Here is a 26,075-nt window from a genome sequence, read left to right as displayed (position 1 = left end):
TTTGCTGATTACTGTCGGTTTTGTGCTTCGACGCCGGATGCGCTGTTTTCAGACGGCGTGTCTGCCTGCGGTTCTTGCTGTTTGTCGTGGTAGCGTACGGCGAATCCGTCGCGGTAGCGCATATCCACATAGGCCAGATTGCCTTGCTGCGCCTGCAAAATGCCCGGCCACATTTCGGCAAAGCGTTGCAAGCGTTTGGTTTCGTTTTCGCGCCCCAAGCGCACGGAAATGCCGTTATCCAGCCCTACCGTCCAAGCCGAGCGCGGGGAATATTCGAGTTCGGCAACGGCCAAACCCAAGGGCTTTAAGACGGCGTTAAATTCGTTGAAATGCTTCACCATAATTTTGCCGGTGCCGGGTTCGCCTGAAAAAACAGGGAATTTTTCGTCGGTGGCGGCGTTGAAAAGGTTGCCGTTGCTGTCGATCAGGCCGGACTCTTTCCAGCGCGCCACGGGGATGCGCTCGACGAGGTCGATTTCGACGGTATCGGGCAGGCGGCGGCGCACGGTTACTTTATCAACCCACGGCAGTTTGGCGAACGCTTCCTGAGCGCCGTTCAAATCGGCGCGGAAGATGTTGCCGCGTATGTATTTTTGCGCCACGGCTTGCAGCTGTTTGCCGCCGGTGCGCTGAATTTCGCCTTCGATTTTGACTTGTTTCACCGGAAAATACGGCGAATTGTAAACCCAAACGGCCAATGCTCCCAGCAGTATCAGCACTACCAGGATCATCAGCCAACGGGTTACGCGCTTCAAGGCGCCTGCATTATCCCACATGAGCGGTTTTCAGAATTTCAACACATAAATCGGCGAAGCTCAAGCCGGTTTGGGCGGCGGACTTCGGCACCAAGCTGTGGCTGGTCATGCCGGGCAAGGTATTGATTTCAAGCAGATACAGCTTGCCGTCGGTGTCTTTTAAGAAATCCACGCGCGACACGCCTTCGGCGCCGACTGCCTGCGCGGCGCGCACCGACAGCGAGCGCATCAGGGCTTCGTCGGCTTCGCTTAAATCGGCAGGGCACTGGTAAACGGTGTCGTCGCGGGTGTATTTGGCTTCGTAATCGTAAAATTCGGTGGCGGGAATGATGCGGATGGCGGGATAGCCTTCGCCGTTAATCACGGGGCAGGAATATTCGCCGCCGCCGATAAAGCGTTCGGCGATGATTTCGCCGTGCAGGTGTTTGAGGCTGTTATACACTTCTTTCAGACGGCCTGCTTCCTTCACTTTTACCACGCCCACGCTGCTGCCTTCCGCGGCGGGCTTTACAAACATCGGCAAACCCAATTCGCGCTCGACGGCATCGAAATCACTGTCTTCGCGCAATACGGCAAACTCGGGCACAGGCAGCCCCAGCGCCTGCCAAATCAGTTTGCAGCGGTATTTGTCCATGCCCACGGCCGAGGCCATCACGCCGCTGCCGGTGTAAGGGATGCCCAAAAGTTCGAGTGCGCCCTGCACGGTACCGTCTTCGCCGTAGGTGCCGTGCAGAATGTTAAAGGCCGTCTGAAAGCCCCGGGCTTTCAGCTCGTGCAAAGGGGTTTCTTTCGGGTCGAACGGGTGTGCGTCTATGCCCTTGCTTTGCAGGGCGGCGACAATGGCGGCTCCGCTGTCGAGCGACACTTCGCGCTCGCTGGAAAATCCGCCCATCAATACGGCAACTTTGCCAAAATCTTGCATATTTACGGTTTCTTTCTTTTTCAGACGGCCTGTTTATTGATCTGCAAAAACAATCAACAACCCCTGTGTTTTATTATTTTTCAAAGCGCGGCATAACCGCCCTACCCTGCCGTTTCAGCTTGCGTTTCCGGCTAGCGCCTGCGGGGTTTTGTTAATGCTGCCCGCGCCCATGGTCAGCACCACGTCGCCGTCTTGCAACACGTTCAGCAGGGTGTCGGGCAGGGCGTTCACATCTTCGCAGTAAATCGGTTCGAGCTTGCCCAACACGCGCACGGCACGCGCCAGCGCGCGGGCATCGGCAGCCACAATCGGCTCTTCGCCGGCGGCATATACTTCGGTCAACACCAGCGAATCGACGGTGCTCAACACGCTCACGAAGTCTTCAAACAAATCGCGGGTGCGGGTGTAGCGGTGCGGCTGGAAGGCCAATACCAAACGTTTGTCGGGATACGCGCCCCGTGCGGCGGCCAGCGTGGCGGCCATCTCTACGGGGTGGTGGCCGTAATCGTCGATCAACGTGGCCTTGCCGCCGCCGGGCAGGGTGATGTCGCCGTATTTCTGGAAACGGCGGCCGACGCCGGCAAAACCCAGCAGGCCCTGTTGGATGGCTTCCACCGATGCGCCCACTTCGAGCGCTACGCCGATGGCGGCCAGCGCATTGAGCACGTTGTGGCGGCCGGGCATATTCAGCACCACTTCAAAGGGCTTGATGCCTTCTTGCTTCACATGAACGGTAAAACGCATTTTGTCGCCTTCGGCCTGAAGCTCGGTGGCGTAAATATCGGCGCTTTCGTCCAAGCCGTAAGTGGCGTAAGGCTTGCTGATGCGCGGCACAATGGCGCGTACGTGTTCGCTGTCGGTGCATAAAAACGCTTTGCCGTAAAACGGCATACGGTGGATAAACGACACGAACGCCTGATGCAGTTTTTCGACGCTGTGATCGTAGGTGTCCATATGGTCGGTGTCGATATTGGTTACCACCGACATAATGGGCGTGAGGTGCAGAAATGAAGCGTCGGATTCGTCGGCCTCGGCCACCAGATACTCGCCTTTGCCCAAGCGGGCGTTGGTGCCGGCGGCGGTGAGTTTGCCGCCGATAACGAAAGTCGGATCCATGCCCGCCGCCGCCAGAATGGAAGCGGTGAGGCTGGTGGTGGTGGTTTTGCCGTGGGTTCCGGCAATGGCGATGCCGTCGCGGAAACGCATCAGCTCGGCCAGCATCAGCGCGCGCGGAATCACGGGGATTTTACGCTCCTGAGCCGCCAGCACTTCGGGGTTGTCGGGTTTGACGGCGGTGGAGGTTACCACCACATCGGCATCGGTAACGTGCGCGGCGGTGTGGCCGGGGTAAACCTGAATGCCCAAGCCGCTCAAGTGGCGCGTTACCGCGCTTTGCGCCTGATCGGAACCGGATACTTTAAACCCCAGGTTGTGCAGCACTTCGGCAATCCCGCACATGCCCGAACCGCCGATACCGACAAAATGAATATTGTTGACTCTGTTTTTCATGTTGTTGTGTTTTCCTGAAGCCCGTTCCGTTTCAGACGGCCAAAATGCTGCGCCCAAACCGCCGGCAAACCTAAAAGGCGTTATTTTAAAGGGCTGCGGATAGATGCGCTATGGTTTTAATGTAAAAGGGTGTTCAGACGGTTGTTGCCAGGCAGGTTTTGTGCCGCTTCCAAACCAACCCGCTTGCCGCAGCAAGAGGCCGAGACCTTTGCAAAACCCCCAGATGTGGATGCAGTTCAAGGCGTAGCAGCGCAGCGAGCGCAGACATAACATGGAGTTAGGCAAGCGAGCGAGCAGCGCACAACGCAGAAATGCGCCGCAGATGGGGGTTTTGCAAAGGTCTCAGGCCGTCTGAAAAAATCTTCTTCCGAATCTGTTTACATCGTAGCGGCAATTGCGGTAACCGCCACATCGTCGGCGCTGTGCGGCATGGCCAGCGTGCGGGCGTTTTCGGCCCACTCGAGGCAGCGTTCGCGGTTGAGCGCCCACAACACTTCCGACAGCTTCTCGGCGGTAAGTTGCGACTGCGGCAGCAGCAATCCGGCATCTGCCTGCACCATAAAGCGGGCGTTGGCGGTTTGGTGGTCGTCCACCGCATGGGGGTAAGGCACCAGCAGGGCGCCCACACCGGCGGCGGTCAGCTCGGCAATCGTGAGCGCGCCCGCGCGGCAGATAACCACGTCGGCGTGTTCGTAGGCGGCGACCATATCGTCGATAAATTCCACGCATTTGGCCTGCACGTTAAGCACTTCGTAATCGGTTTTGAGCGTGCCGAGTTTGCCGCGGCCCGACTGGTGGTAAATCTGCGGACGCTCGCTTTCGGTGAGCAGCGCCAGCGCGCGCGGCACGGTTTGGTTGAGCACGTCGGCACCCAAACTGCCGCCCATCACCAACACTTTCAGACGGCCTTCGCGTCCGGCAAAACGCTCGGCCGGCGGCGGCAGGTTGGTAATGTCGGCGCGCACGGGGTTGCCGACCAAGCCGTCGGGGTTGCCGAAAGTGCGCGGAAAGGCATACAAAACGCGGCGCGCCCAGCGGGCAAGCTGTTTATTGGCCAAGCCTGCCACGGCGTTTTGCTCGTGAATCACAATCGGCACGCCCGACAGTTTGGCGGCCACGCCGCCGGGAAAGGTAACGAAACCGCCGAAGCCGATAACGCAATCGACGCGGTGTTTTTTGATAATCCGCATCGCCGCCTGCACGGTTTTGAACAAGGTGAACGGCAATTCCAGTTTGCGCTTCCAGCCGTTGCCGCGAACGCCTTTAATCGCCAGCGTTTCGAGGCGGATATTGTGTTTCGGCACGATGCGCTCTTCCATCGAATCTTCGCTGCCCAGCCAAATCACATGGTGCCCGCGCCCGCGCAGGGCTTCGGCTACCGCCAGCGCGGGGAAAATATGGCCGCCGGTGCCGCCGGCCATCAGCATAAAGGTTTTACTGCCCATAACTCGAATTATCCTTTTCTATTATATTTTTTCGGTTGATACGTTTTTTCAGACGGCCTTCCGCAGCGCAGGCGGCCGGTTTTATCCTTCCACTTTGTAACCGCGCATTTTCAGACGGTTTTCATAATCCACGCGCAGCAGCAGCGCTATGCACACCAGCATGATAATCACCGCCGAACCGCCGTAGGACATCAGCGGCAGGGTCAGGCCCTTGGTGGGCAGCAGGCCGATGTTCACGCCGATATTGAAAAAACTCTGAATGCCCAGCCAGATGCCGATGCCTTTGGCGACAAACGCGCCGAAAAACAGCTCCAGATCGCGCGCCTGCTTGCCGATGGAAAACGCCCGCCACACCAGCCACGCATAGCAGAAAATCAGCACCGAAATGCCCACGAAGCCGAATTCTTCGCCGATTACCGCCAAAATAAAGTCGGTATGCGCCTCGGGCAGGTAGAAACGTTTTTCCAAACTCGCGCCCAACCCCACGCCGAACCATTCGCCGCGCGCAATCGCCATCAGCGAGTGGGTAAGCTGGTAGCCCTTGCCCAGCGGGTCTTCCCACGGGTTTAAGAATGCCGACACCCGCGCCATACGGTAGGGTGCGACGGCAATCAGCGCCACCATGCTGGCCAGGCCGATGCCCACCATCATCAGAAACCAGCGCCACGGCAGCCCCGCCAGAAACAGCAGCCCCATCGCCACGGCGGTTACCACCACAAACGAGCCGAAGTCCGGCTCCAGCATAATCAGGCCCAAGCCTATGCCCACCGGCACGGCGGAAAAGCCCACTTTTTTAAACTGCTTCAGGATTTCGGCGCGGCGGGTGAAAAAGCTCGACAAATATAAAATAATCGCCAGTTTGAACACTTCGGTGGGTTGCAGGTTAACCGGCCCCAGATGTATCCAGCGTTTCGCGCCGTTAATCTCGCGCCCCACCAACAAAACCGCCACCAGCAGCCCCAAGCTCGCAAACAGAATCCACGGCGTGTATTTCTTCCACTTGGCCATCGGGATTTTAAACGCCACCAGCCCCGCCAAAGCGCCTGTGGTCAGAAACATGGCCTGGCGGGAAAGGTAAAACCATTGGTCGCCGCCGTCGTGGGCGGCGTAGGCGATGGAGGCGGAATAAATCATCAGCAGGCTGAACGACACCATCAGCACCACCATCCACAGCAGCGACTGGTCGGTTTTGTGGCCGCTGCGCAGGATTTTGCGGTCTAGGATTTTGGATTCTGTAATCATATGCTTTAAAAAATGGTTTGAGTTGCTTTAGGGTTCGGGCGGTTTAACAAACATACGAACGTCATTAACACCCGTTTCGGCTGGTGAACCGCAAACGCTTTTCAGACGGCCTAAACGGTTCGTCCCTTTCGGCCGCTACAAAGCCTTAAACGCCTCGACAAACACTTGCGCCCGATGCGCGTAGCCTTTAAACATATCGAAGCTGGCGCAGGCGGGGGAAAGCAGCACGATATCGCCGCTTTGCGCGAGCCGGTAGGCCGTCTGAACGGCTTCTGGCAAGGTTTCGCAATCAATCATCTCCACGCCGCAGCCGTCCAAATCGCGGCGGATTTGCGGCGCGTCGGCGCCGATTAGCAGCACCGCGCGGGCTTTGTTTTGCAGCGCGGCGCGCAGCGGGGTGAAATCCTGCCCTTTGCCCTGCCCGCCGGCAATCAGCACAATCGGGCTTTGCAGGCCGGAAATGGCCGCTACGGTGGCGCCGACATTGGTGCCTTTGCTGTCGTCGATAAAGGTGATGCCGTTTTTCTCGCCCACTTTTTCCACGCGGTGCGGCAGCCCTTTGAAGGTTTGAATGTGTTGCAGCAGCTCGGTTCGCGGCAGGCCGATGCTTTCGCACAAGGCAAGTGCGGCCAACACGTTGGCGGCGTTGTGCAAACCTTGCAACGGCACGGCGGCGGTGTCGAGCAAACCGCTGCCGCCCGCTTTCAGACGGCCTGCCTGAACATCCGCCCAATAATCGGTTTCGTTTTCCAGCGAAAACCATTTCACTTGGCGGCCGTTGCGCTTCATGGCGCGGCACAGCGCATCGTCGGCGTTGAGCACCTGCACGCCGCTGCCGCGGAAGATTTTGTCTTTGGCGTGGGCGTAGTCGAGCAGGTCGTCGTAGCGGTCGAGGTGATCTTCGGAAATATTCAGCACCACGGCGGCATCGGGAGTAAGGCTTTCGGTGTTTTCGAGCTGGAAGCTGGAAAGTTCGAGCACCCACACGTCGGCTTTTTTGCCTTCGCGCTGCAATTCGGCTTCGAGCACGGGCGTGCCGATGTTGCCGGCCACCACGGTGTCCAACCCGCATTTCACGCACAGATAGCCCACCAAGCTGGTTACGGTGGTTTTGCCGTTGCTGCCGGTGATGGCGATCACTTTGTCGCCGCGCGCTTTCACGATATGGGCGAGGATTTCGATATCGCCCAACACCCTGCCGCCGTTTTGTTTGAATTCGACGATTTCCGGCGCGCGCTCGCTGATGCCGGGGCTGAGCGCCAGCACGTCGAAACCCTGCGCCAACGCGTCTTTCAGACGGCCTGTGTGGCAGTTCAAACCTTTGAAAAGCTGCGTAAGCTGCGCTTCGCGCTCGGGTTTCAAATCGGCATCGTAAGCCGCCACCTGCGCGCCGGCGCGGCGCAGATAGGCAATCATGGAAACGCCGGTACCGCCGAGGCCGGCGACGAGGATTTTTTGGTTTTGCCAGTTCATGTTGTTGCTCATCAATATTTTGTCATTTTCAAATATTTCGTCATACTCGGGCTTGACCCGAGTATCTTGTTACATTTTCACTATGCCTGTCTGAAAAACTTTTCCGGTTATTTTCGAGAGATACTCGGGTCAAGCCCGAGTATGACGGCAATTTATATTTTTCAAACGGTCTCAAAAAAACCCTTCCACCCCATATTCTTCCAACACCGCCGCCAATTCCGGCAAGCGCGCTTCCGGTTCGGCCGCCATTGGTGGCAGCGGCTGGGCGTATTCCGGTTCGTGTTGGTTACGCATCCAGTCGGCCAGCGCAAACAGGCGCAGCAGCAACGGTTCGGCCAAATCAGGCGCAACCGCCGATTCGTGCAGCGCTTGGGCGAAACAGGCTATCCATTGGTTGCGCGTCTGCAGGGTAACGGCGAAGGGGAAATGCCGCTGGCGCAGGCGCGGGTGGCCGTGTGCCTGCTCATACAGCGGCGGGCCGCCGAGCCAGCCGCTTAAGAATTGGAACAGGCGTTCGCGGGCGTAATCGAGCGTTTCGCCGTGTTGCGCGCGCAGTTCGGCGTATTGCGGTTCCAGCTCCATCAAATCGTAGAAGCGGCCGGTTAGCGCCTCCACGCCCGCTTCGCCGCCCAATAGGGCGTACATCGTTTGTTGCGTCATGTTTTCTGTTTTATGTGGTTCCTGACGCCGTCTGAAACTTTGCGGCAAACTTTAATCGGTAGTGCGTGGAGATACTCGGGTCAAGCCCGAGTATGACGGCAATAGGTATGTGCTTTTCAGACGGCCTTTGCTTTTCAGACAGGCATCAGCGGATTTTCAGCGAGCTTAAGCCCACCAGCACCAGCACAATGGTAATGATCCAAAAGCGCACTACCACTTGGGTTTCTTTCCAGCCTTTTTGTTCGTAGTGGTGGTGGATGGGCGCCATCAGGAAGATGCGTTTTTTGGTTTTCTTATACCAGCCCACCTGCAACATCACGGAAATGGCCTCCACCACAAACAGGCCGCCCATAATCACCAGCACCAGCTCTTGGCGCACAATCACCGCCACCGTGCCCAAGGCCGCGCCCAAGGCCAGCGCGCCCACGTCGCCCATAAACACTTGCGCGGGGTAGGCGTTGAACCACAAAAAGCCCAAGCAGGCGCCGCACATGGCGGTACAGAAAATCACCACTTCGTTGGCACCGGCCACATGGGGCAGTTGCAGGTATTGGGCGAACTGCGCGTGGCCGCTGGCGTAGGCGAAAATCGCCAAACCGCCCGCCACCAGCACCACGGGGAAGGCGGCCAGGCCGTCCAAGCCGTCGGTGAGGTTGACCGCGTTGGAGGTGCCGACGATGGTGAGGTAGGCCAGCACCACAAAGCCGAACACGCCCAGCGGCAGGGCCACTTGTTTGAAAAACGGCACGATCAGGATATTGTTGGCCGAGTTCTGCGCCACATAAAACAGCAACAAGCCCGCCGCCAGCGCCACGCCCGACTGCCACACCATTTTGAAGCGCGCCGACACGCCGTTGGGGTCTTTATAAACCACTTTGCGCCAGTCGTCGTAGAAGCCCAGCGCGCCGGTGGCGAGCAGCACCAGCAGCAGAATCCAAATATAGGGGTTGGCCAGATTGCCCCACAGCAGGGTGGAAACGGTGATGGCGGTAAGAATCAGCGAGCCGCCCATGGTGGGCGTGCCGGTTTTGATCAGGTGGGTTTGCGGCCCGTCGTGGCGCACGGCCTGGCCGACTTTCAGCTCGGTGAGCTTGCGTATCGTCCACGGCCCCAACAGCAGCGAAAATGCCAGCGCGGTCAGGGCGGCCATCACGGCGCGGAAGGTGGTGTATTGGAAAACGTTCAGCGCGGAAAACCAGTCGCTGAAGTGGGCTAACCATAAAAGCATGGGGTTTACTTCCTTTTTGTTTGATTTTGGTGTTGTTGTTTATTATTGGGCTTGAGGCCGTCTGAAACCGTTTCAGACGGCCTCTTTCTTAATGTGTCGGTTTTTCCGAATCCGTTATTTTAAAGCAGAACGGCAAACCTTCCGGATGCAATATTCCTTTTCAGACGGCCTTTTCCAGCAACGCTTCGGCCACTTCTTCCATCTTCATAAAGCGCGAGCCTTTCACCAGCACATTGGCGCCTTGCGGTAAATCGTGCGCCAACACCTGAATCAGCGGGTCTTTGTCGGCAAACCATAACCCATTGCCGCCGAAGGCTTCCGCCGCCGAAGCGCTGTAATCGCCGACGAAATAAGCGGATTCGATGCCTTTGCTGCGGGCGTAGGCGCCCACTTCGGCGTGCATGGCGGCCGATTCGTCTTCGCCCAATTCGCCGATGTCGCCCATCACGAACACGCGCGGGGCAGGCAGTTGGGCGAGCACATCGAGCGCGGCTTTCATGCTGTCGGGGTTGGCGTTATAGGTGTCGTCCAACACGGTGGCGCCTTTGATGCCGCGTTTCACGTTCAGACGGCCTTTGATATTGGCGAAACCGGAAAGGCCGTCTGAAACCTCTTGCAGGCTCAAACCGGCGGCCAGTGCCAGCGCGGCGGCGGCGGCGGCATTGGCCACATTGTGCCGCCCCGGCACCGGCAGCCTGACGGCGGCGCGCGCGTTGCCGCACACCAAATCGAATTCGCACGACAGCGGCTTCAACACGATGTTTTCGGCATGGATATCGCCGCTTTGTGCACCGAAAGTCTGCTGTTTCAAACCTTGTGCGGCCGTCTGAAACACGGCGGCATGGGCGTCTTCGGCCGGAACCAGCGCCAATCCGTTTTCAGACAGGCCTTGGTAAATCTCGCTTTTGGCTTTGGCAATATCGCCCACGCCGTCGAAACCGCAGCCGACGTGCGCACGCAGGGCGTTGTTGACCAGCGCCACGTCGGGTCGGGCAATCCGCGTAAGCGCGGCCAGCTCGCCGAAGTGGTTCATACCCATTTCAATCACGGCATAACGGTGCGCGGGCGTGAGCTTGAGCAGGGTCAGCGGCAGGCCGATGTGGTTGTTGAAATTGCCCGCCGTCGCCAGCACGGCATCTTCGCCGAAACGGTGGCGCAGTATCCCCGCCAGCATTTCTTTCACGGTGGTTTTGCCGCTGGAACCGGTGATGCCGAACACAAACGGGTTGGTTTCGTTGCGCCAGGCAGATGCCAGCGTTTGCAGCGCGGCCAGTGTGTCGCCTACTTTCAACGCGCCGGGGAGCGCGGCGCAATCTTCGCGCGACACCACAACCGCCGCCGCGCCTTTGGCCAGCACGTCCGCCGCAAAATCATGCGCGTCGAAACGCTCGCCGGCCAAGGCGAAAAATACGTCGCCGCTGCGGATATCGCGGCTGTCGGTTACGATGCGCTTGACTTCGGCATCGCCGTTTTCAGACGGCAGCGGCAGGTTTAGGGCTTGGCGGATAAAATTCAGGGTTAGGGGTTTCATTTTCGTGTTCTGTTTTCTTTTCTATTCAAAGAGCTGCATTTTGCGCAATGTTTTATTTTTCAAACAATCTTATTTTTTGGATTTGGTTTTAAACAAATTGTGTTGCTTTGAAGACGGTTTCAGCGTAATATTTATCTCGAAACGGCCGCTACCTCTGCTTTTGCATGTAGTGGCCTTTATTTTTTCCACAAATCCCATTCCCGATAATGCTCCGGTAATCCGAATGCAGCCAAGCTGGTAACGGCTTCTTCGGGAAATTCACGCAACAGCTCATCAAACCTGTCTGCCCATTTAGAATGCGGGCACAATATTTTCATCATCTGCTGCATAATGCAGAAATAGAAAAACGGATGGTAATTTTTGAGTTTTTTCCAATATTCATCTGTCGAAATGGGCGCTGCCTGCTGAACGATGCGTGCATTCCACAATCGGTCGTGATGGGCTGCAATATTGCGTATCTCATTCAAACTGCGCAGCCACTTCGCAAATATCCCGCCATGCAACGCACCGTATTTACGGGCAATGAGATTTTGATCCTGATGCTTCATTCCCTCATATAGGCGGGACATCGCACCAAAGTCCCATAATCCGCATACTGCCCAAACCGGTAAGTGTCCGTATTTATGTAAATTATGCACAACACAAGATGTTTTCCGTTGCCGGGCTTTTCTAATCAATTCTTCCAGCCGCTCATACCATTCCTGATACTTAGTCTTCCCGTTGGCCTGAATGGTTTTGGCAAACTTACCATCGAAACACGCCGCGTTTTCATGAGCCAGCGGATCTTTCTTACCCAGAATATGCACGATATCCACCCGCACAGCCATTTCAATCCGCTCAAGCGCATCCAACGCCAGCAAGCGCAATTTTTTATCAAACAGATATAGCGATAAAACACTCTCAAAACTGCTATTGGGCCGGAAGGTTTCCAGCAAAACCTGATTTTGCCCATCCCATTGTCGGAAAACATGAAAATAGCCGCTCAAACGATAATACCCGATACGGCGCAGATATTTTTCCGCACGCTCACTATCGTCAATTTGCATCCCTCTGCTTTCCAGCAACACAACTTGGTCGGCAAAATCCCGCCACGGTTTTATCGGTTCATACATATTTTCAGACGGCCTCCCGTTATATTGTTTTTATATTTGTTTCAGAAACTTATTATTCCAACCCGATTCATCTCTCCTGATCAATCAACGGATAAGGATTCACCGCGCCGCCGTGGGTGGGATAAACGCCGTAGTGCAGGTGTGCCGGTGTTTTTTTGGCGTTGCCGGTTTTGCCTACATAGCCGATAACCTCACCGGCCTTCACTTTGTCGTATAACTTCGCGCCGGCGAATTTTTTCAGGTGGGCGTAATAGTGCCATGCGCCGGGGCCTTGTATGCCGATCACTTTGCCGCCCAATCTGTTTTTGCCGCGTTTGGTAACGATGCCGTTGGTGGTGCTGCGCACGGGCGTGCCTTTGTCGGCGAAAATATCCACGCCTTCGTGCCTGCGTCCGCCGCTGCGGGCCGCACCCCATGTGTCGGCGAAACGTTGGCCTTTCACGGGGTTAATCAGGCTTTGTTTTGCCGGGGCGGGCTGCGCCCTGAGTTCGGCCAGCTCCTGATTCGGCCGCGTGGCCTGGCAGCCCCATAAAAAAACGGAAACGGCGGCAAAGCACACCAGCCGCTTGGCGGGTTTCGATATCACTGATCGGGTTCCTTTCGTTGGTTTCAGACAGGCCTTCCCCACTTCGATAAGCCTGTCTGAAAAACTCCCTTTCCTTGGCCTACATTACTTCCCGCATATGTTTCATTAATGTTTTGGGTGTAACAAAGGTTAATTCGTACATGCTGCTCAATGCCGCTACCTGAGAATCTTCCAAATCGGTTACCAGCACAACAAATCTGGCGGCGGGCAAATTCAAGCGCTTTCTCAACCGCACATATTTCTCAATATCTTGGCGGAACTCGCCCGACTTACATTCAATCATCAGCGGCGGCTGCCCGGCGGGCTGGAAAACCACATCTAATTCATGCACATCTTCATTACTGAATTTGATTTTCACATTGCGGGCACAAGAAAAGGCATATGCCTTGCCACGCTGCTTGGCTTCGGCCAACATTTTGCCCAAGGCATACCACTCCAACCAACCGCCGCTGAAAAAATGCTTGATGGCTGCGGCTTTTTGCAGATTCAGCCGGATAACTTTTTCCTGCTTTTGGTAGAAATATTTGGCAAACAATGTATGGCTGTAAAACTGACGGCACATATTGTTGATCAGTTGCGCATCTTTCTGCGCCATTTTGCCTATATCAAGATTGATTCCGGTATGGTTGTTACGGTATGCCCATCCGATACGACCTAAAATATCCTTGGTAATGTGGTATTTGCCGCCGATTTCCGAAGCCGCTTCGTCAAAATAGCCGCTCATATCGACCGCCGAAAAATCAAACGTAGGCACGATGTTTTGTTTGATAAACCATTGCTTAAGCGGCTCATGCTGCTCTTGCGTTGCCAGCACATCGGTTGCCGCGAGATTTACGCCCACCAATAAATTATTCTGTTCTTGCTCCGCCTGTTGCGGCGATTGGTTTTTATCTTCCGACGTTTCCTGCTCTTGGGCTTTCAGCGCCTGCAACTCCCGATGTACGGCAAAATAACGCTCCAAAAGTTTCTGCACAAAAAATAAGGTGTCGTAAACCTTATTGGGCGCTTGGCACTTCGGGCAGGCAACTTCTGCCATATTCGGCTGCCAAGCATGCTCTGCCAAATGCCCGCATTTGTTACAACGATAAATTCCCATTTGTAGGAAATTCCAGCGTTGTTTACACTTTCCGTTTTTTGCATGCAGACCCATTTTGGGATTTTTGAGGGTTGTCAAGAATGCCGAAAGGCACGGCGAAGCCGCATCGTTCTTGAGAATGCTCAAAAATCACGAAACCATCATTCCAGCAAAAAATAAAAGCCGTTTGGCATAAAAAGTGTAAACAACCCGACCTTTTCCCACATCGTAAGTGAGTTTGTTTATTTAATTTTTGTTTTCAGACAGGCATTGTTGGGGATAACCCGTGTTTTTACTTTTACAATTTTGTCTGCCAGTTATCTGAAATGTTATGCCTGTCTGAAAATTTTTTAACGATTATCCAACGCCTTTTGGGCTTCTTCGAAATCGGAAAAATGATGCTTCTCGCCCTGCACGTCCTGATAGGTTTCGTGGCCTTTGCCGGCAATCAAAATGATATCGTCTGCCGCGGCATGTTTGACTGCATAGCCGATGGCGGCGCGTCGGTCGGCTTCGATGTGTTCGGGGTTGGGCACGGCGGGAAGGATGTCGTCGATAATGGCCTGCGGCTCTTCCATGCGCGGGTTGTCGCTGGTAACCACCACCTTGTCGGCGCCCGCAACGGCGGCGGCACCCATCAGCGGGCGTTTGCCTTTGTCGCGGTTGCCGCCGCAGCCGAACACGCACCAAAGGCCCGCGCCTTGCGGTTTGATTTCCTGCAAGGTGGCGAGCGCTTTTTCGAGGGCGTCCGGCGTGTGGGCGTAATCGACCACCACCAGCGGTTTGCCGGGATTCATGATGCAGTCCATACGGCCGGTGGCGGGGCGGATGCGGGCGAGTGCGTTTAATACCGGTTGCAGCGGGTAGCCTGCCGCGCACAGCACGCCGACGCAGGCGGCAAGGTTTTGGGCGTTGAAACGGCCGAGCAGGCGGGTTTGGCATTCGCCCGCGCCCCACGGGGTGTCGAGCGCAACCGTCATGCCGCCAGATGTGGCGCTAAAGCCGGTGATGCGGATGTCGGCATCTTCGGCAAAACCGTAGCGGTAAACGGCCAGGCCGGGGCGATCGGCTTTCAGACGGCCTGCCAGTTCGGCGCCGTATCCGTCGTCGGCATTAATCACGGCGTGTTGCAGGCCCTGCCAGTAAAACAGGCGCGATTTGATTTCTCCGTAGGCTTCCATGCTGCCGTGGTAGTCGAGATGGTCGCGGGTGAGGTTGGTGAACACGGCCGTCTGAAAGGGCACGCCGTTAACGCGCGCTTGGTCGAGGCCGTGGCTGGACACTTCCATCGCCACGGCGCGTGCGCCTTGCTGTTTGAAGCGGTGGAACAGGGTTTGTACGGAAACGGGATCGGGCGTGGTGTGGGTGGCTTCAACCAACTCGCCCCAAAAGCCGTTGCCGACGGTGCCGATAACGGCGCAGCTTTTCAGACGGCCTTCGAGCAGGTCGGCGGCTTGTGCGAGCCATTGGGTTACCGAGGTTTTGCCGTTGGTGCCGGTAACGCCCCAGACGGCGGGGCCGTCTGAATGACCGCTTGAAACGTTGCCGTACACTTCGGCGGCCAGTATGCCGGCGCGGTTTTTCAAATCTTTGATGCCTTGGTTGGGCACTTGCCACTCGGGCTGCCAGGCAAAACTGCCGTCGTCGTCCCAAAACACAAAGGCGGCGCCGTTGGCGATGGCGGCGGGGATAAAGCTGCGCCCGTCGGTGTATTCGCCCTGGCAGGCGACGAAGATGTCGCCGGGCTGGATTTTTCGGCTGTCCGAATGCAGCAAACGCCCTGCTGCGCTTTCGCACAGCAGGGGCGGCAGGTCGGTTTCAGCAGGGGGAACTCGTTCGCTGAACATAAAAAACTCTTTATCGTTTGGCCGTCTGAATGGTGGGGGTTTCCTTCAGAGGTTTGGTGGGCGATACGCCGAGAATATTCAAGCTGCCGCCCATGATGCCTTTGAACACGGGGCCGGCAACCACGCCGCCGTAGTAGCCGTTGGCGGAGGGTTCGTCCACCGAAACGGCCACAATCACGCGCGGTTTCTCGGCCGGTGCGAAACCGATGAAGGTGGCGACGTGCTTGTCGCTGGCATAACGGCCGTTCACCAGTTTGCGGGCCGTGCCGGTTTTGGCGCCGACATCGAAGCCGTCAACCGCACCCATGGTGCCGGTGCCGCCTTTTTCGGTAACGGAAATCATGATTTCACGCACGGCGCGGGCGGTTTCGGGCTTGATAATCTGCTCGCCTTTGGGCGGGGCTTCCTGTTTTTCGAAGCTCACGGGCAGCAGTTCGCCGTCGCTGGTGATCACGGTGTAGGCGCGCGCCAGTTGCAGCAGGCTCATTTGCAGGCCGTAACCGAACGACATGGTGGCCTGTTCGATGGGTTTCCAGTTCTGCCATTTGCGCAGCATGCCCGGTGTTTCGCCGGGGAAGCCGGAGTGCATACGGCGGCCTATGCCCAGGCTTTGGTAAAACGCGTGCATTTCTTCGGGCTTGAACATGGCCGACAACTTGCTGGTGCCTACGTTAGACGATTTCTGCATGATGCCGCGCACGTCGAGCGAGGGGTAAACATGGGTGTCGCGCACGGTGGCGGGGCCGATTTTGAACGGCAGGGTGTTGAAGCGTGAATTCACGCTGGCTTTGCCTTCGTCCAACGCTTTGGCAATCGGAAACGGCTTCATGGCCGAACCCGGCTCGATCATATCGGTAACGGCCCGGTTGCGGCGCTGCTCGCTGTCGGCTCCGCCGGGATTGTTGGGGTCGTAGGCGGGGCTGTTCACCAACGCCAGAATCTCGCCGGTTTGCGCATCAAGCACAACGGCGCTGCCGGCTTTGGCGCGGTGGTGGGCGATGGCTTTGTTCAGCTCGTCATAAGCCAGCGCCTGAATGCGCTGGTCGAGCGACATCACCATATCGCGGCCGTTTTGCGGATCGCGGTTGCGGGGGGAATCGAGGCTGTCGACGATATTGCCTTTGTTGTCGCGCAGCACCACTTTGGCACCGTTTTCGCCGCGCAAATCGTCTTCACGCGCCAACTCCAGCCCTTCCTGGCCTTTACCGTCGATATTGGTGAAACCGATAACGTGCGCAAACAGGTTGCCCATCGGATAGTGGCGTTTGGTTTCCTGCTGGAACGCCAAGCCTTTGATGCCCAAAGCCGCCACTTTATCTGCGGTTTCTTTGTTCAACTGGCGCTTCAAATAAATGAAATCTTTATCTTTTTTTGCCAAACGCTCTTCGATGGTGGCAACGGGCACGCCGATTAACGCGGAAAGCCGTTCAAGCTGTTCGGCCGTCGGCTGGATATCCATACCGGAAGGCACGGCATACAGTGATTCGGTAGGGGCGCTCAAGGCCAGCGTGGCGCCGTTGCGGTCGGTAATCGTGCCGCGCGAAGCGGGCAGCGCCACCGTGCGCACGAAGCGCTGGTCGCCCTGGTTTTTCAGAAACTCATGCTGCGTGGTTTGCAGGTAAACACCCCGCCCCACCAGCGCGGCAAACGCCAAAGCCAAACCGCCGAGCACAAAGGCAATACGCCCGTTGGTAGAAACGGGTTTCTTGGCTTTGGGCTGCTTGGGCAGCATCTGAGGCTTATATTCGTTTTTAATCAGCATAGCAACTTCTCGTTTTTTTCAGACGGCCTCGATTTGTTTTTAAGAAACCGCCGTTTATTTCATTTCAATCATGCGTGTATCTGATGCGCCCGGGGGTTGCAGCCTTTGCCGCTCCGCCGCTTCTTTAATTAGTGTATGGTTCGACAGCTTGGCCTGTTCGAGCTTCAAACGCGCATAATCCTGCTCAAGCTGGACTTCGTGCTTTTCGGCCTTATCCAGCGAAATATAGTATTGGCGCGACCGGTCTTGCACGGTTACCACCGCCAAGCCCGACAACAATGCCACTACCAATAAAATAACGTTTAATTTATTCATATTTTCAAACGGCCTTCGTTTTCAGACGGCCTGTTGCGTCGGCAGGCATGCCGCCGGCTAAAATGCTTCAAAACTGCCGCCGGTGCGCTCGGCAACACGCAATACGGCCGAACGCGCGCGCGGGTTGGTAGCGGTTTCCTCTCCGCCCGGCTTGATAGCCTTGCCCACCGGCTTTAACGGTGGCTGCGGCAAATCGGCTTCTTTCACCGCCGCCCAGCGGGGCATGGGCGGATGCTGCGAATAGCGCTTGATAAACTGTTTTACGATGCGGTCTTCCAGCGAGTGGAAGGCAATCACCGCCAGCCTGCCGCCTTCTTTCAAGCGGCCCGCCGCCTGCGGCAGCACGGCTTCTATTTCTTCAAGCTCACGGTTGATGAAGATGCGAACGGCCTGAAACGTCCGGGTCGCCGGGTCTTGTCCGCGCTCGCGGCTACGGACGTTTTGCGCCACGAGCTGCGCCAGCTTGCGGGTTGTATCGATGGGCGCCGTTTCGCGCTGCGAAACGACAGCGCGCGCAATCTGGCGACTAAACCGCTCTTCACCATAATTTTTGATTACCTCGTGTATTTCCTGCTCAGCGGCGCTTGCCAGCCATTCGGCGGCCGAAATGCCGCGCGTGGGATCCATGCGCATATCCAACGGGGCATCGAAACGGAAACTGAATCCGCGCGCCGCTTCGTCAATCTGCGGCGACGAAATGCCCAAGTCAAACAAGGCTCCGTCTATTTTGCCGATACCCAGCCCGTCTAAGGCCGTCTGAAAAGTGGCGAAGCCGTTATGCACCACACTCACGCGTTTGTCTTGCGCCGCCAATTCGTTGGCAACGGCAACGGCCTGCGGGTCTTTGTCAAACACCACCAAGCGGCCTTCGCTGCCCAGTTTCGACAGAATCAGGCGGGAATGCCCTCCCCTGCCGAACGTGCCGTCCACATAAACACCGTTTTCCCGCACGGCCAGCGCATCCACCGCCTCGTGCAGCAACACGGTGATGTGTTGCAAAGTTTCGGCACCGCTCACAGTTGCAAATCCGTTTGGCCCAATTCGGAAGCCAACTCGTCGGGATCGATATCCAAAGCCTGATCCATTTCGGCCTCCCAATGCTCGCGTCCCCACAGCTCCAAGCGGTTGGCGCGCCCCACTAGTGTTACTTCCTTATCGAAATCCACGCGGCGGCGCAGGTTGGCGGGCAGCAGCACGCGCCCGGCCGTATCCAGCTCCAGCGTGTCGGCATTGTGCAGCAGCAGGTTTTGGTAGCGTTGCAGCGTAGGATTGCCCGCCGTTTTCAACGCCAGCAGCTGCCTGGCCACGCCTTCCCATTCGGCTTCGGGATAAATCAGCAGGCGGCTGCGCGAATCCAGCGTTGCCACCACGGCCGGCGTGTAATGGCGCAACAACAGCTCGCGGAACTTGGCAGGAATCGCCAACCGCCCTTTGCTGTCTATGCTCAACTCGTGAACGCCGCCAAACACTTTATCCCACTCCGTGATTAAAAACGGGCAATGAAGACACTTTGACACACATTACCCCACATGCCCACACTATATGCAATTTCAACATTGCGGTCAAACCCGCTTTTCTGAAAAAATAACCAGTAAGACAAACACTTAAGCATCAAAAAAGCAGGCATCTCGCCCGCTTTATGCACCTGACACACACAAAAAACACAATATCTAGTATTAATATTATATTACAATTACCATATATAGTAAAAATTATGAAATAGAGTCCGTTTTCTAATAAAGGGTATAATATTCCGGCCCTTTGATAAAATTTACACGTTCTAACATTTATGACTGCGCAATTACCCGCCCCTTCTGCCGCCGCCGCAACATCCTCCGAAGCCTTGCAAAGCCTGATTGCGGCAGACATCCGCGAACACGGCGGCTGGATTCCGTTTTCCCGCTTCATGGAGCTGGCGCTCTATGCCCCCCGATACGGCTACTACACCGGCGGCGCACACAAAATCGGGGCAGCGGGCGATTTTGTTACCGCCCCCGCCCTCACCCCCTTGTTCGGCCGCACACTCGCCAACCAACTTGCCCCGCTGCTGCCGCAAACCGACGGCAACATCTATGAATTCGGCGCCGGCACCGGCGAATTGGCCGCCGATTTGCTGCAATCGCTTTCAGACGGCCTCAAAAATTACTATATCATTGAAATATCAAGCGAACTGGCCGAACGCCAGCGTGCCCGCATCTGCAAACAAGTGCCGGAAGCGGCCGGGAAAGTTATCCACTTAGCCGAATTGCCCGACACTTTCGACGGCATCGTCATCGGTAACGAAGTGCTCGATGCCATGCCCTGCGAGCTTATCCGACGCGAACACGGGCAATTTTGGCAAATCGGTGTGGCGCTGGAGCATAATGCCTTCGTCCAAACCCCGCGCCCGCTCGACCAAGCCGGCTTGCTGGCAAGTGCCGCAGCCTGTTTTCCGCCCGACGAGCCGTACACCAGCGAACTGCACCCCGCCCAACACGCCTTTATCCGCACACTAGCGGGCAAACTCGTGCGCGGCGGCATGATTTTCATCGACTACGGCTTCGATGCCGCCCAGTATTACCACCCGCAGCGGCATATGGGCACCTTAATCGGGCACTATCGACACCACGCCGTACACGATCCGTTTTTCTACCCCGGCCTCACCGACCTGACCGTCCATGTCAACTTCACCGATATTGCCCAAGCCGGCACCAACGGCGGTTTGGATTTAATCGGCTACACCACCCAGGCCAATTTCTTACTCAACCTCGGCATCACCGGCCTGCTGGCGCAAACCGCCGAACCCGGAACACCCGCCTATATCCGCGAAACCGCGGCTCTGCACAAGCTGTTGGGCCAGCACGAAATGGGCGAACTGTTTAAAGTGATGGCGTTCGGGCGCGGCGTGGATGTGGATTGGCAGGGCTTTATATCGGGCGACATCTGCCACAAACTTTAAATCTTTCCGCACGGCAAAGGCCGTCTGAAAACATTTCAGACGGCCTTTAAATATTTTTTTCCATAAAAATCAAACGAAAGCGCATAATTTCTGATAAACCGGTTGCCCGTCCGAAAAAAAACCGTATAATTGCGCTTTCACCAAACGGCGAATTAGCTCAGTCGGTTAGAGCAGAGGAATCATAATCCTTGTGTCCGGGGTTCGAGTCCCTGATTCGCCACCAGAACTTCGGGGGTATAGCTCAGTTGGTAGAGCGCTTGCATGGCATGCAAGAGGTCAGCGGTTCGATCCCGCTTACCTCCACCAGATTTAAAGCACTTGGTTAAAACCAAGTGCTTTTTTACTGTGAAGGCCGTCTGAAAAGTTTCAGACGGCCTTCAATCTGCATTGCCTGCGCAAAATTATCTTTCCGGCAGCTTAACCACCACCGTATCGGCCAGCATATCCTGCAAAGTGCGGCGGTTTTTCGTTTTGTTAAACAGCATCACCAAACACACCACCCATAACAGCTGCGATAACGCATTACCAATCAATTCGGCCGTTTCGGGGCTGCCCTGCACCACCAGCGTAATCAGATAGCCCGCAATCATCGAAGCGATGCTCACGATAACGTTAAACAAAATCTCGCGCAGTATCACCGTACCCCAAAGACCGGGGTTGTCGCCGTTGCTTTTCAATACCCTGATTTTCATTATTCTTTTGCCGAAAGACTGCCCGTCCCGCGCCATCAGCCACATTTGTACGGCTGCATAAACCAGCAACAGCAGCAAGCTGCCCGCCACCAAAAGGCCGTTCCACGCGATTTGATCCAAAGCTTCGGGGTTCTGCTCATCCCAATGCTCCATCAGAGGCAGCACGACGCTGTAAAACAACGGAACAAATACCAACACGGTAAACACCACATTCAAGAGATAGGCCGCAATCCTGCTGCCCGCCGTGGCAATATCCACCTCCACAATTTCTTCGCCGGCGGGCGCGGGGTGGGAATTGAGTGTGTCCATATTTGACGCTCCGTTTCAAGATTTGGAAATTTTTGCCACCTTACCACAAAAAAGCCTTTACTTTTACCCCCTCGGGGGTTAAAACGCTAACTTGATTATCTTTCCTTATTTTGTAAACAATTTTTCGTTTTAGGAGCAAACAATGAAAGTAGGATTCGTCGGCTGGCGCGGCATGGTCGGTTCGGTTTTGATGCAGCGCATGCAGGAAGAAAACGACTTCGCCCATATTCCCGAAGCCGTATTCTTCACCACCTCCAACGTAGGCGGCGCCGCTCCCGACTTCGGCCAAACCGCCAAAACCCTGTTGGATGCCAACGATACCGCCGAGCTGGCGAAAATGGACATCATCGTTACCTGTCAGGGCGGTGATTACACCAAGGCCGTATTCAAACCGCTGCGTGATTCCGGCTGGAACGGCTACTGGATTGACGCGGCTTCTTCGCTGCGCATGAACGATGATGCAGTGATTATTCTCGACCCCGTCAACCGCAACGTTATCGATCAAGCCCTGCAAAACGGTGTGAAAAACTACATCGGCGGCAACTGCACCGTATCGCTGATGCTGATGGCCTTGGGCGGCCTGTTCCAAAACGACTTGGTGGAATGGGCAACCAGCATGACCTACCAGGCCGCTTCGGGCGCGGGCGCCAAAAACATGCGCGAGCTGATCGAAGGCATGGGCGCGATTCACAACGAAGTCAAAGCCGAAATCGCCGACCCCGCCGGCGCGATTTTGGATATCGACCGCAAAGTGTCCGATTTTCTGCGCAGCGATGCTTTCCCCGCCGCCAACTTCGGCGTGCCGCTGGCCGGCAGCCTGATTCCGTGGATTGATGCCGACTTGGGCAACGGCCAATCGAAAGAAGAATGGAAAGGCGGCGTGGAAACCAACAAAATCCTCGGCCGCAGCGCCAATCCCACCGTTATCGACGGCCTGTGCGTGCGCGTGGGCGCGATGCGCTGCCACAGCCAGGCTATCACGCTGAAGCTGAAAAAAGATTTGCCGGTGGCCGAAATCGAGCAACTGCTCTCCTCGGCTAATAGCTGGGTGAAAGTGATCCCCAACGAAAAAGAAGCCAGCATCCACGAGCTGACCCCCGCCAAAGTAACCGGCACATTAAGCGTGCCCGTGGGCCGCATCCGCAAACTGGGTATGGGCGGCGAATACATCAGCGCGTTTACCGTGGGCGACCAGCTTCTTTGGGGTGCCGCCGAGCCGTTGCGCCGTATGCTGCGGATTGTATTGGGTAATCTGGATTCGTAACCGGTTTGCTAAACATATAATGAGACCTTTGCAAAACCCCCAGATGTGGATGCAGTTCAAGGCCTAGCAGCGCAGCGAGCGCAGACATAACATGGAGTTAGGCAAGCGAGCGAGCAGCACACAACGCAGAAATGCGCCGCAGATGGGGGTTTTGCAAAGGTCTCATAATGGCTAAAGGCCGTCTGAAATATTTCAGAGGGCCTTTTTCATATCTGTTTTATTCGGCTAACATTTCCACCTGCTTCACCCGCTCGGCGGTTACCGGATGGGAGCTGAACACCCGTGCGACACCGCTTTCGTCGTGGCCGTAGCTGCTGTTTAAGCGTTGCAAGAAATCTGCCAGATGTTTTGGCGGAATATTTTGACGTTTCAATGCGTTAATGGCATAACGGTCGGCTTCCAGCTCGAATGTTTGGGAATACTGCGCTGCCACCAGCATGGCCGGCAGGTTGGAAAGCAAATCGCTTGTATCGCCCGTTATCAGCAGCAAAAACACGCCGGTGCCGATTCCGCGCAGAGCCTGTTGCAAACTGTGCCGCTCGCTTAAATGGCCTTGCTCATGGGCCAAAACCGCAAGAATTTCATTATCGTGCTTGGCAAGGGCGATCAGCTCGTCGGTTAAAACTATCGTATTGTTGGGTATGGCCAAAGCATTGGCTCCGAGGCCGTTCCCTTGTCTGAACAATAATTTTGCGGGCTTTTCCGGTTTTAAGGTTTGATAAAGATTCGATATTTCGCGCTTTCTCGCCGCACTCAGGCGGCTTTCTCCGGTTAAACCGACAATGGCTTTTTCGGCCTGGCCGCCGATGTCGTCCAACGTTTGGGCAGGCAAATGCCGGGCGGCATAATAAGCAGCAGCAGGAATGCCCCATTTAAACACCGCCGTAATCACACAAACCACTACAACCAAGCCGAGGCCTGCCCATTTCCAGCTCTGTTCGAGCCGGCCGACATGCTTCAGCATGGCCTTGTTTTGCAGCGGCAGCCAGTCGGGCACATGATGGTCGGGAAACTCGATGCGGGCATCATCCGGCAACTCCAACACCGGCAATACCCCGCCCACGCCCGCAAGGTAGGCCGCGCTGTGCAGCGGATAAAAATCTGTTTGGCCGCCGCCGTAAACGATGCGCAACCGCTCTCCGTCCAGCGACAATTCGGCCTGATGGGGCATATTGCGCTTGCCGTCGTAATAACGTACCGTAACAGATTCTGCCATTACCTGTTCTCCCGCTGCCGTCTCACAGTGAAATATCGATATCGAACACATCGGCGATTTCTTCGCCTATGCTGTGCGGATCATTCTGTGCCTGATTAACCAGGTTTTGCGGATCATCATACAAATCCACCTGCAACGATGCCGACTGATACCGATAAAGCCTGACCGCCGCCCACGGGTGCAGCAGGCCGAGGGTAAACACCATGGCAACATAGTTGGTGAATTTAATCCACGCATATTTTATCGGAGACAAATCGGTGGAAATACGGCTGTTACCCACTTGCACATTCTGCCAGGTGGCGCGGAACAGATAGGCTTGTGTCAGCGGCACAAACAAACCTATCATTAAAATATAAAGTGCCGCAGCGGCCGCTACAAACAAACCGCCCACCACCTCCGGACGCCCGGGGGTTTGCAACATCATACCCAATATCATAACCACAAATCCGGCCAGCAGCATCCATAAATAAGGCTTCAACACCGCGCCGTAAAAATCGGCCCAACCCGATTGCAATTCAAACTTCAAACCGCCGATATGCAGATGGTTGATTTGATAAGATTTAAACCAATACAGCGCCACCGGATAGAGCAAGCCGAAACTCAAAAGCGTAACCAACAGGCATTTGGCAAACAGCCAATAAGTCTGCCCTTGGGAAGCAGAAAAATAAAAGCGGCTGTTGCCGTATTTACTGTTTCTGGCGCGGAAACGCATAGTAGAGCGCACCAGCCACGGCACGGCAACCAATGCCACTCCCCATACCGCCAGCGCATAAGCCGGATCCAACTCTGACAACACCGAAAACGCCGCAAACAGCACCACGGCAATCAGCCGCCCGATTAAAATCCGCGAGGGCAGTGCCGTAAAATCGAATTGATCGCCACCCAACCGGGTATTACCGTAAAAATAGCGCAAACGGCGTACTTTCGCCCACGGCGCATAAATGCCTAAGGTGATGATAGTTAAGAAAATATTAACAATCCAAATGTTGAAATATTCTCCGGCGTTACCGTGAAACTCAAAACGCCATTGCTGCCCCTGCTCTACGCCGGTAGCCGACACTACTACTTCGGCGTTTTCTTGCACGGCCAAGCTGCTTTCATCATATCGGTTTTCCTGCTCAGATAAACTGCTCATCCTTAAGCTTCCCTTTTAACATTAACGAATCAACAGCCGAATTATATTCAGGCCGTCTGAAAAATACAAAATGCATTTTTCAGACGGCCTGCTTTTTGAAAGGGGCTGTCATTTAGATAACCGGATAATCAATCTCAAAGTATTTTCTGTATCGAGATCTTCACCACAATACCTAACCGCCCCTACTTAAAGATTCATTGGTTCCAATCCAAGCAACTATCGCTATTTCATTTTCTGAACAGCTGTATCTTTAATTTCTTAAAATCCCATATATTTTTATCGGAATCAAACAGATTAATTGTATTGCCCCGTTCATATTCCCCCGTAAATACTTTAAACTGCGTTTTTTTACGCCTGCTCTGAAATATGAACCGCTTACTGACCCCGTTACCGATATGGCTGGTATTGGCCGATATGGCATACACTTTTATTATCAATATCCTGCAAAGTTTCAACCTGAGCCAAGCCCAATTACCGAAAGACGGGCTGCCCGTTTCTCCCGATATTGCTTTCAGCGGCCTCCAAGTTGTGACCAATGGCGGTATGGTGCTAATTATCGGTTTCGGCTTGTGGACTTTGCTGAAACTCAACCGCAGCGTGTTGCAGCAGCAAATTCTGCCCATCGGCATTTTCCGCACACTCGGCCTGGTAGCTGTGCTCGCTTTCAGCATACCATCTCTTTGGCAATGGGCATGGGCTTTGATCAAACTGGCAGGCGGCCACAATACCATTGCGTTCGGTTCACCCCGATACCTGGTCATTGCCGTCTGCCAACCCCTCGTTGGCTGCCTATGCCTATACCGTTTAACCGGCTGGTACCGGCTGGTACCGGCTGCATAAGCATACGGCTGCCGCAACACTTGCCGAATAGCACAACACGATATTCAAGAAACCAGCCCTGCAATTAGGCCGTCTGAAATAGATTCATTTCAGACGGCCTCTGCATCTGTTACCATACGCAGCCTGCCGGCAGCTTCACTACTTAGCGGTCGGTTTTTTCACCGCAGGCTGCGCCTTCTTCGCCTCCTTGGCCCCCACCGTCGCCTCCTCCCGCAGCTT

Annotated in this window: 23 protein-coding genes, 2 tRNA genes and 2 pseudogenes; 5 read left to right on the top strand and 22 right to left on the bottom strand. The window is 55.6% G+C overall.

Annotation, left to right across the window (positions count from 1 at the left end; all coding sequences use genetic code 11):
- Positions 1–8 precede the first annotated feature (8 nt).
- From NQ012_RS09110 to mraZ, 18 genes and pseudogenes are all read right to left on the bottom strand, one after another.
- The gene (locus NQ012_RS09110; RefSeq protein ID WP_257067292.1) at positions 9–776 is read right to left on the bottom strand and encodes a cell division protein FtsQ/DivIB; all 768 of its coding nucleotides are present in this window, start codon (positions 774–776) and stop codon (positions 9–11) included.
- Positions 766–1,677, bottom strand: a complete 912-nt coding sequence (locus NQ012_RS09105) for a D-alanine--D-alanine ligase (protein ID WP_257067291.1) — start codon at positions 1,675–1,677, stop codon at positions 766–768. Before NQ012_RS09105 ends, NQ012_RS09110 begins: the two co-directional genes overlap by 11 nt.
- Before the next feature lie 114 nt (positions 1,678–1,791).
- Positions 1,792–3,186 carry a UDP-N-acetylmuramate--L-alanine ligase gene (gene murC, locus NQ012_RS09100; protein ID WP_257067290.1) on the bottom strand — a complete coding sequence of 465 codons (1,395 nt, stop codon included), beginning with the start codon at positions 3,184–3,186 and terminating at the stop codon, positions 1,792–1,794.
- Between the two features lie 133 nt (positions 3,187–3,319).
- Positions 3,320–3,523: pseudogene (locus tag NQ012_RS09095) on the bottom strand (lipoprotein signal peptidase).
- 40 nt (positions 3,524–3,563) lie between these two features.
- Positions 3,564–4,631, bottom strand: coding sequence for an undecaprenyldiphospho-muramoylpentapeptide beta-N-acetylglucosaminyltransferase (murG, locus tag NQ012_RS09090; protein WP_085366583.1), 1,068 nt, complete (start codon positions 4,629–4,631; stop codon positions 3,564–3,566).
- Positions 4,632–4,712: 81 nt separating this feature from the next.
- Positions 4,713–5,873, bottom strand: a complete 1,161-nt coding sequence (gene ftsW, locus NQ012_RS09085; protein ID WP_257067288.1) for a putative lipid II flippase FtsW — start codon at positions 5,871–5,873, stop codon at positions 4,713–4,715.
- A gap of 135 nt (positions 5,874–6,008) precedes the next feature.
- Positions 6,009–7,346: a UDP-N-acetylmuramoyl-L-alanine--D-glutamate ligase gene (gene murD, locus NQ012_RS09080; protein ID WP_257067329.1), complete on the bottom strand. Its 1,338-nt coding sequence runs from the start codon at positions 7,344–7,346 to the stop codon at positions 6,009–6,011.
- A 171-nt stretch (positions 7,347–7,517) separates the two neighbouring features.
- The gene (locus NQ012_RS09075) at positions 7,518–7,991 is read right to left on the bottom strand and encodes a group II truncated hemoglobin (protein ID WP_257067327.1); all 474 of its coding nucleotides are present in this window, start codon (positions 7,989–7,991) and stop codon (positions 7,518–7,520) included.
- A 160-nt stretch (positions 7,992–8,151) separates the two neighbouring features.
- Positions 8,152–9,234 carry a phospho-N-acetylmuramoyl-pentapeptide-transferase gene (gene mraY / locus NQ012_RS09070; protein WP_085366575.1) on the bottom strand — a complete coding sequence of 361 codons (1,083 nt, stop codon included), beginning with the start codon at positions 9,232–9,234 and terminating at the stop codon, positions 8,152–8,154.
- 160 nt (positions 9,235–9,394) lie between these two features.
- Positions 9,395–10,765 (bottom strand): UDP-N-acetylmuramoyl-tripeptide--D-alanyl-D-alanine ligase, encoded by a 1,371-nt coding sequence (locus NQ012_RS09065; protein ID WP_257067287.1) that lies wholly within the window; start codon positions 10,763–10,765, stop codon positions 9,395–9,397.
- A 176-nt stretch (positions 10,766–10,941) separates the two neighbouring features.
- Positions 10,942–11,877 (bottom strand): Abi family protein, encoded by a 936-nt coding sequence (locus tag NQ012_RS09060; RefSeq protein ID WP_257067285.1) that lies wholly within the window; start codon positions 11,875–11,877, stop codon positions 10,942–10,944.
- Positions 11,878–11,944: 67 nt separating this feature from the next.
- The gene (locus tag NQ012_RS09055) at positions 11,945–12,463 is read right to left on the bottom strand and encodes a M23 family metallopeptidase (protein ID WP_257067284.1); all 519 of its coding nucleotides are present in this window, start codon (positions 12,461–12,463) and stop codon (positions 11,945–11,947) included.
- A 79-nt stretch (positions 12,464–12,542) separates the two neighbouring features.
- A complete protein-coding gene (locus tag NQ012_RS09050; protein WP_257067283.1) occupies positions 12,543–13,499 on the bottom strand; it encodes a hypothetical protein in 957 nt (318 codons plus the stop codon).
- A gap of 389 nt (positions 13,500–13,888) precedes the next feature.
- The gene (locus NQ012_RS09045; protein WP_257067282.1) at positions 13,889–15,385 is read right to left on the bottom strand and encodes a UDP-N-acetylmuramoyl-L-alanyl-D-glutamate--2,6-diaminopimelate ligase; all 1,497 of its coding nucleotides are present in this window, start codon (positions 15,383–15,385) and stop codon (positions 13,889–13,891) included.
- A 10-nt stretch (positions 15,386–15,395) separates the two neighbouring features.
- Positions 15,396–17,147, bottom strand: coding sequence for a peptidoglycan D,D-transpeptidase FtsI family protein (locus NQ012_RS09040; protein ID WP_257067280.1), 1,752 nt, complete (start codon positions 17,145–17,147; stop codon positions 15,396–15,398).
- A gap of 54 nt (positions 17,148–17,201) precedes the next feature.
- Positions 17,202–17,462 carry a cell division protein FtsL gene (gene ftsL / locus NQ012_RS09035; protein ID WP_257067279.1) on the bottom strand — a complete coding sequence of 87 codons (261 nt, stop codon included), beginning with the start codon at positions 17,460–17,462 and terminating at the stop codon, positions 17,202–17,204.
- Positions 17,463–17,519: 57 nt separating this feature from the next.
- Entirely contained in the window at positions 17,520–18,479 is a 960-nt protein-coding gene (gene rsmH, locus NQ012_RS09030) for a 16S rRNA (cytosine(1402)-N(4))-methyltransferase RsmH (RefSeq protein ID WP_257067278.1), read from the bottom strand.
- Positions 18,476–18,931 carry a division/cell wall cluster transcriptional repressor MraZ gene (gene mraZ, locus NQ012_RS09025; protein WP_257067277.1) on the bottom strand — a complete coding sequence of 152 codons (456 nt, stop codon included), beginning with the start codon at positions 18,929–18,931 and terminating at the stop codon, positions 18,476–18,478. The genes rsmH and mraZ overlap by 4 nt, the downstream gene beginning before the upstream one ends.
- A gap of 320 nt (positions 18,932–19,251) precedes the next feature.
- Here mraZ and NQ012_RS09020 point away from each other — a divergent pair, with 320 nt between their 5' ends.
- The 3 genes from NQ012_RS09020 to NQ012_RS09010 all read left to right on the top strand — a co-directional run bounded on the left by NQ012_RS09020 (position 19,252) and on the right by NQ012_RS09010 (position 20,706).
- On the top strand, positions 19,252–20,400 hold the full coding sequence (locus NQ012_RS09020) for a class I SAM-dependent methyltransferase (RefSeq protein ID WP_257067276.1): 1,149 nt from the start codon (positions 19,252–19,254) through the stop codon (positions 20,398–20,400).
- Positions 20,401–20,546: 146 nt separating this feature from the next.
- Positions 20,547–20,623 (top strand) — tRNA-Met (locus NQ012_RS09015).
- A 7-nt stretch (positions 20,624–20,630) separates the two neighbouring features.
- A tRNA-Ala gene (locus tag NQ012_RS09010) sits at positions 20,631–20,706 on the top strand.
- A gap of 95 nt (positions 20,707–20,801) precedes the next feature.
- On the opposite strand, the gene NQ012_RS09005 is transcribed toward NQ012_RS09010, so the two are convergent.
- On the bottom strand, positions 20,802–21,401 hold the full coding sequence (locus NQ012_RS09005; RefSeq protein WP_257067275.1) for an RDD family protein: 600 nt from the start codon (positions 21,399–21,401) through the stop codon (positions 20,802–20,804).
- Between the two features lie 142 nt (positions 21,402–21,543).
- Between NQ012_RS09005 and asd the strand changes: the two genes are divergently transcribed.
- On the top strand, positions 21,544–22,665 hold the full coding sequence (gene asd, locus NQ012_RS09000) for an aspartate-semialdehyde dehydrogenase (protein ID WP_257067274.1): 1,122 nt from the start codon (positions 21,544–21,546) through the stop codon (positions 22,663–22,665).
- Between the two features lie 22 nt (positions 22,666–22,687).
- Here the strand turns inward: asd and NQ012_RS08995 are convergent.
- The 3 genes and pseudogenes from NQ012_RS08995 to NQ012_RS08985 form a co-directional block, all read right to left on the bottom strand.
- Positions 22,688–22,831 (bottom strand): annotated as a pseudogene (locus NQ012_RS08995) (lipoprotein signal peptidase); the annotation flags it as partial.
- Between the two features lie 51 nt (positions 22,832–22,882).
- The gene (locus tag NQ012_RS08990) at positions 22,883–23,881 is read right to left on the bottom strand and encodes a M48 family metallopeptidase (protein ID WP_257067273.1); all 999 of its coding nucleotides are present in this window, start codon (positions 23,879–23,881) and stop codon (positions 22,883–22,885) included.
- Positions 23,882–23,903: 22 nt separating this feature from the next.
- The gene (locus NQ012_RS08985; RefSeq protein ID WP_257067272.1) at positions 23,904–25,016 is read right to left on the bottom strand and encodes a YjgN family protein; all 1,113 of its coding nucleotides are present in this window, start codon (positions 25,014–25,016) and stop codon (positions 23,904–23,906) included.
- A gap of 366 nt (positions 25,017–25,382) precedes the next feature.
- On the opposite strand from NQ012_RS08985, the gene NQ012_RS08980 reads away from it, so the two are divergent.
- Positions 25,383–25,856 carry a hypothetical protein gene (locus tag NQ012_RS08980; RefSeq protein WP_257067271.1) on the top strand — a complete coding sequence of 158 codons (474 nt, stop codon included), beginning with the start codon at positions 25,383–25,385 and terminating at the stop codon, positions 25,854–25,856.
- Positions 25,857–26,075 lie beyond the last annotated feature (219 nt).

Source organism: Neisseria dentiae (assembly GCF_024580525.1).
GTDB classification, from domain to species: Bacteria; Pseudomonadota; Gammaproteobacteria; order Burkholderiales; family Neisseriaceae; genus Neisseria; species Neisseria dentiae_A.
This window is presented reverse-complemented; position numbering and strand designations above follow the sequence as displayed.

Coding starts and splice junctions, on each gene's coding strand:
- murG (WP_085366583.1), bottom strand. CDS start 4,631: ATGGGCAGTAAAACCTTTATGCTGATGGCCGGCGGCACCGGCGGCCAT.
- NQ012_RS08985 (WP_257067272.1), bottom strand. CDS start 25,016: ATGAGCAGTTTATCTGAGCAGGAAAACCGATATGATGAAAGCAGCTTG.
- NQ012_RS09020 (WP_257067276.1), top strand. CDS start 19,252: ATGACTGCGCAATTACCCGCCCCTTCTGCCGCCGCCGCAACATCCTCC.
- NQ012_RS09105 (WP_257067291.1), bottom strand. CDS start 1,677: ATGCAAGATTTTGGCAAAGTTGCCGTATTGATGGGCGGATTTTCCAGC.
- NQ012_RS09045 (WP_257067282.1), bottom strand. CDS start 15,385: ATGTTCAGCGAACGAGTTCCCCCTGCTGAAACCGACCTGCCGCCCCTG.
- NQ012_RS09065 (WP_257067287.1), bottom strand. CDS start 10,765: ATGAAACCCCTAACCCTGAATTTTATCCGCCAAGCCCTAAACCTGCCG.
- NQ012_RS09110 (WP_257067292.1), bottom strand. CDS start 776: ATGTGGGATAATGCAGGCGCCTTGAAGCGCGTAACCCGTTGGCTGATG.
- ftsL (WP_257067279.1), bottom strand. CDS start 17,462: ATGAATAAATTAAACGTTATTTTATTGGTAGTGGCATTGTTGTCGGGC.
- NQ012_RS09005 (WP_257067275.1), bottom strand. CDS start 21,401: ATGGACACACTCAATTCCCACCCCGCGCCCGCCGGCGAAGAAATTGTG.
- mraY (WP_085366575.1), bottom strand. CDS start 9,234: ATGCTTTTATGGTTAGCCCACTTCAGCGACTGGTTTTCCGCGCTGAAC.
- NQ012_RS08980 (WP_257067271.1), top strand. CDS start 25,383: ATGAACCGCTTACTGACCCCGTTACCGATATGGCTGGTATTGGCCGAT.
- NQ012_RS09060 (WP_257067285.1), bottom strand. CDS start 11,877: ATGTATGAACCGATAAAACCGTGGCGGGATTTTGCCGACCAAGTTGTG.
- NQ012_RS08990 (WP_257067273.1), bottom strand. CDS start 23,881: ATGGCAGAATCTGTTACGGTACGTTATTACGACGGCAAGCGCAATATG.
- NQ012_RS09050 (WP_257067283.1), bottom strand. CDS start 13,499: ATGGCAGAAGTTGCCTGCCCGAAGTGCCAAGCGCCCAATAAGGTTTAC.
- NQ012_RS09075 (WP_257067327.1), bottom strand. CDS start 7,991: ATGTACGCCCTATTGGGCGGCGAAGCGGGCGTGGAGGCGCTAACCGGC.
- ftsW (WP_257067288.1), bottom strand. CDS start 5,873: ATGATTACAGAATCCAAAATCCTAGACCGCAAAATCCTGCGCAGCGGC.
- asd (WP_257067274.1), top strand. CDS start 21,544: ATGAAAGTAGGATTCGTCGGCTGGCGCGGCATGGTCGGTTCGGTTTTG.
- murD (WP_257067329.1), bottom strand. CDS start 7,346: ATGAACTGGCAAAACCAAAAAATCCTCGTCGCCGGCCTCGGCGGTACC.
- murC (WP_257067290.1), bottom strand. CDS start 3,186: ATGAAAAACAGAGTCAACAATATTCATTTTGTCGGTATCGGCGGTTCG.
- NQ012_RS09040 (WP_257067280.1), bottom strand. CDS start 17,147: ATGCTGATTAAAAACGAATATAAGCCTCAGATGCTGCCCAAGCAGCCC.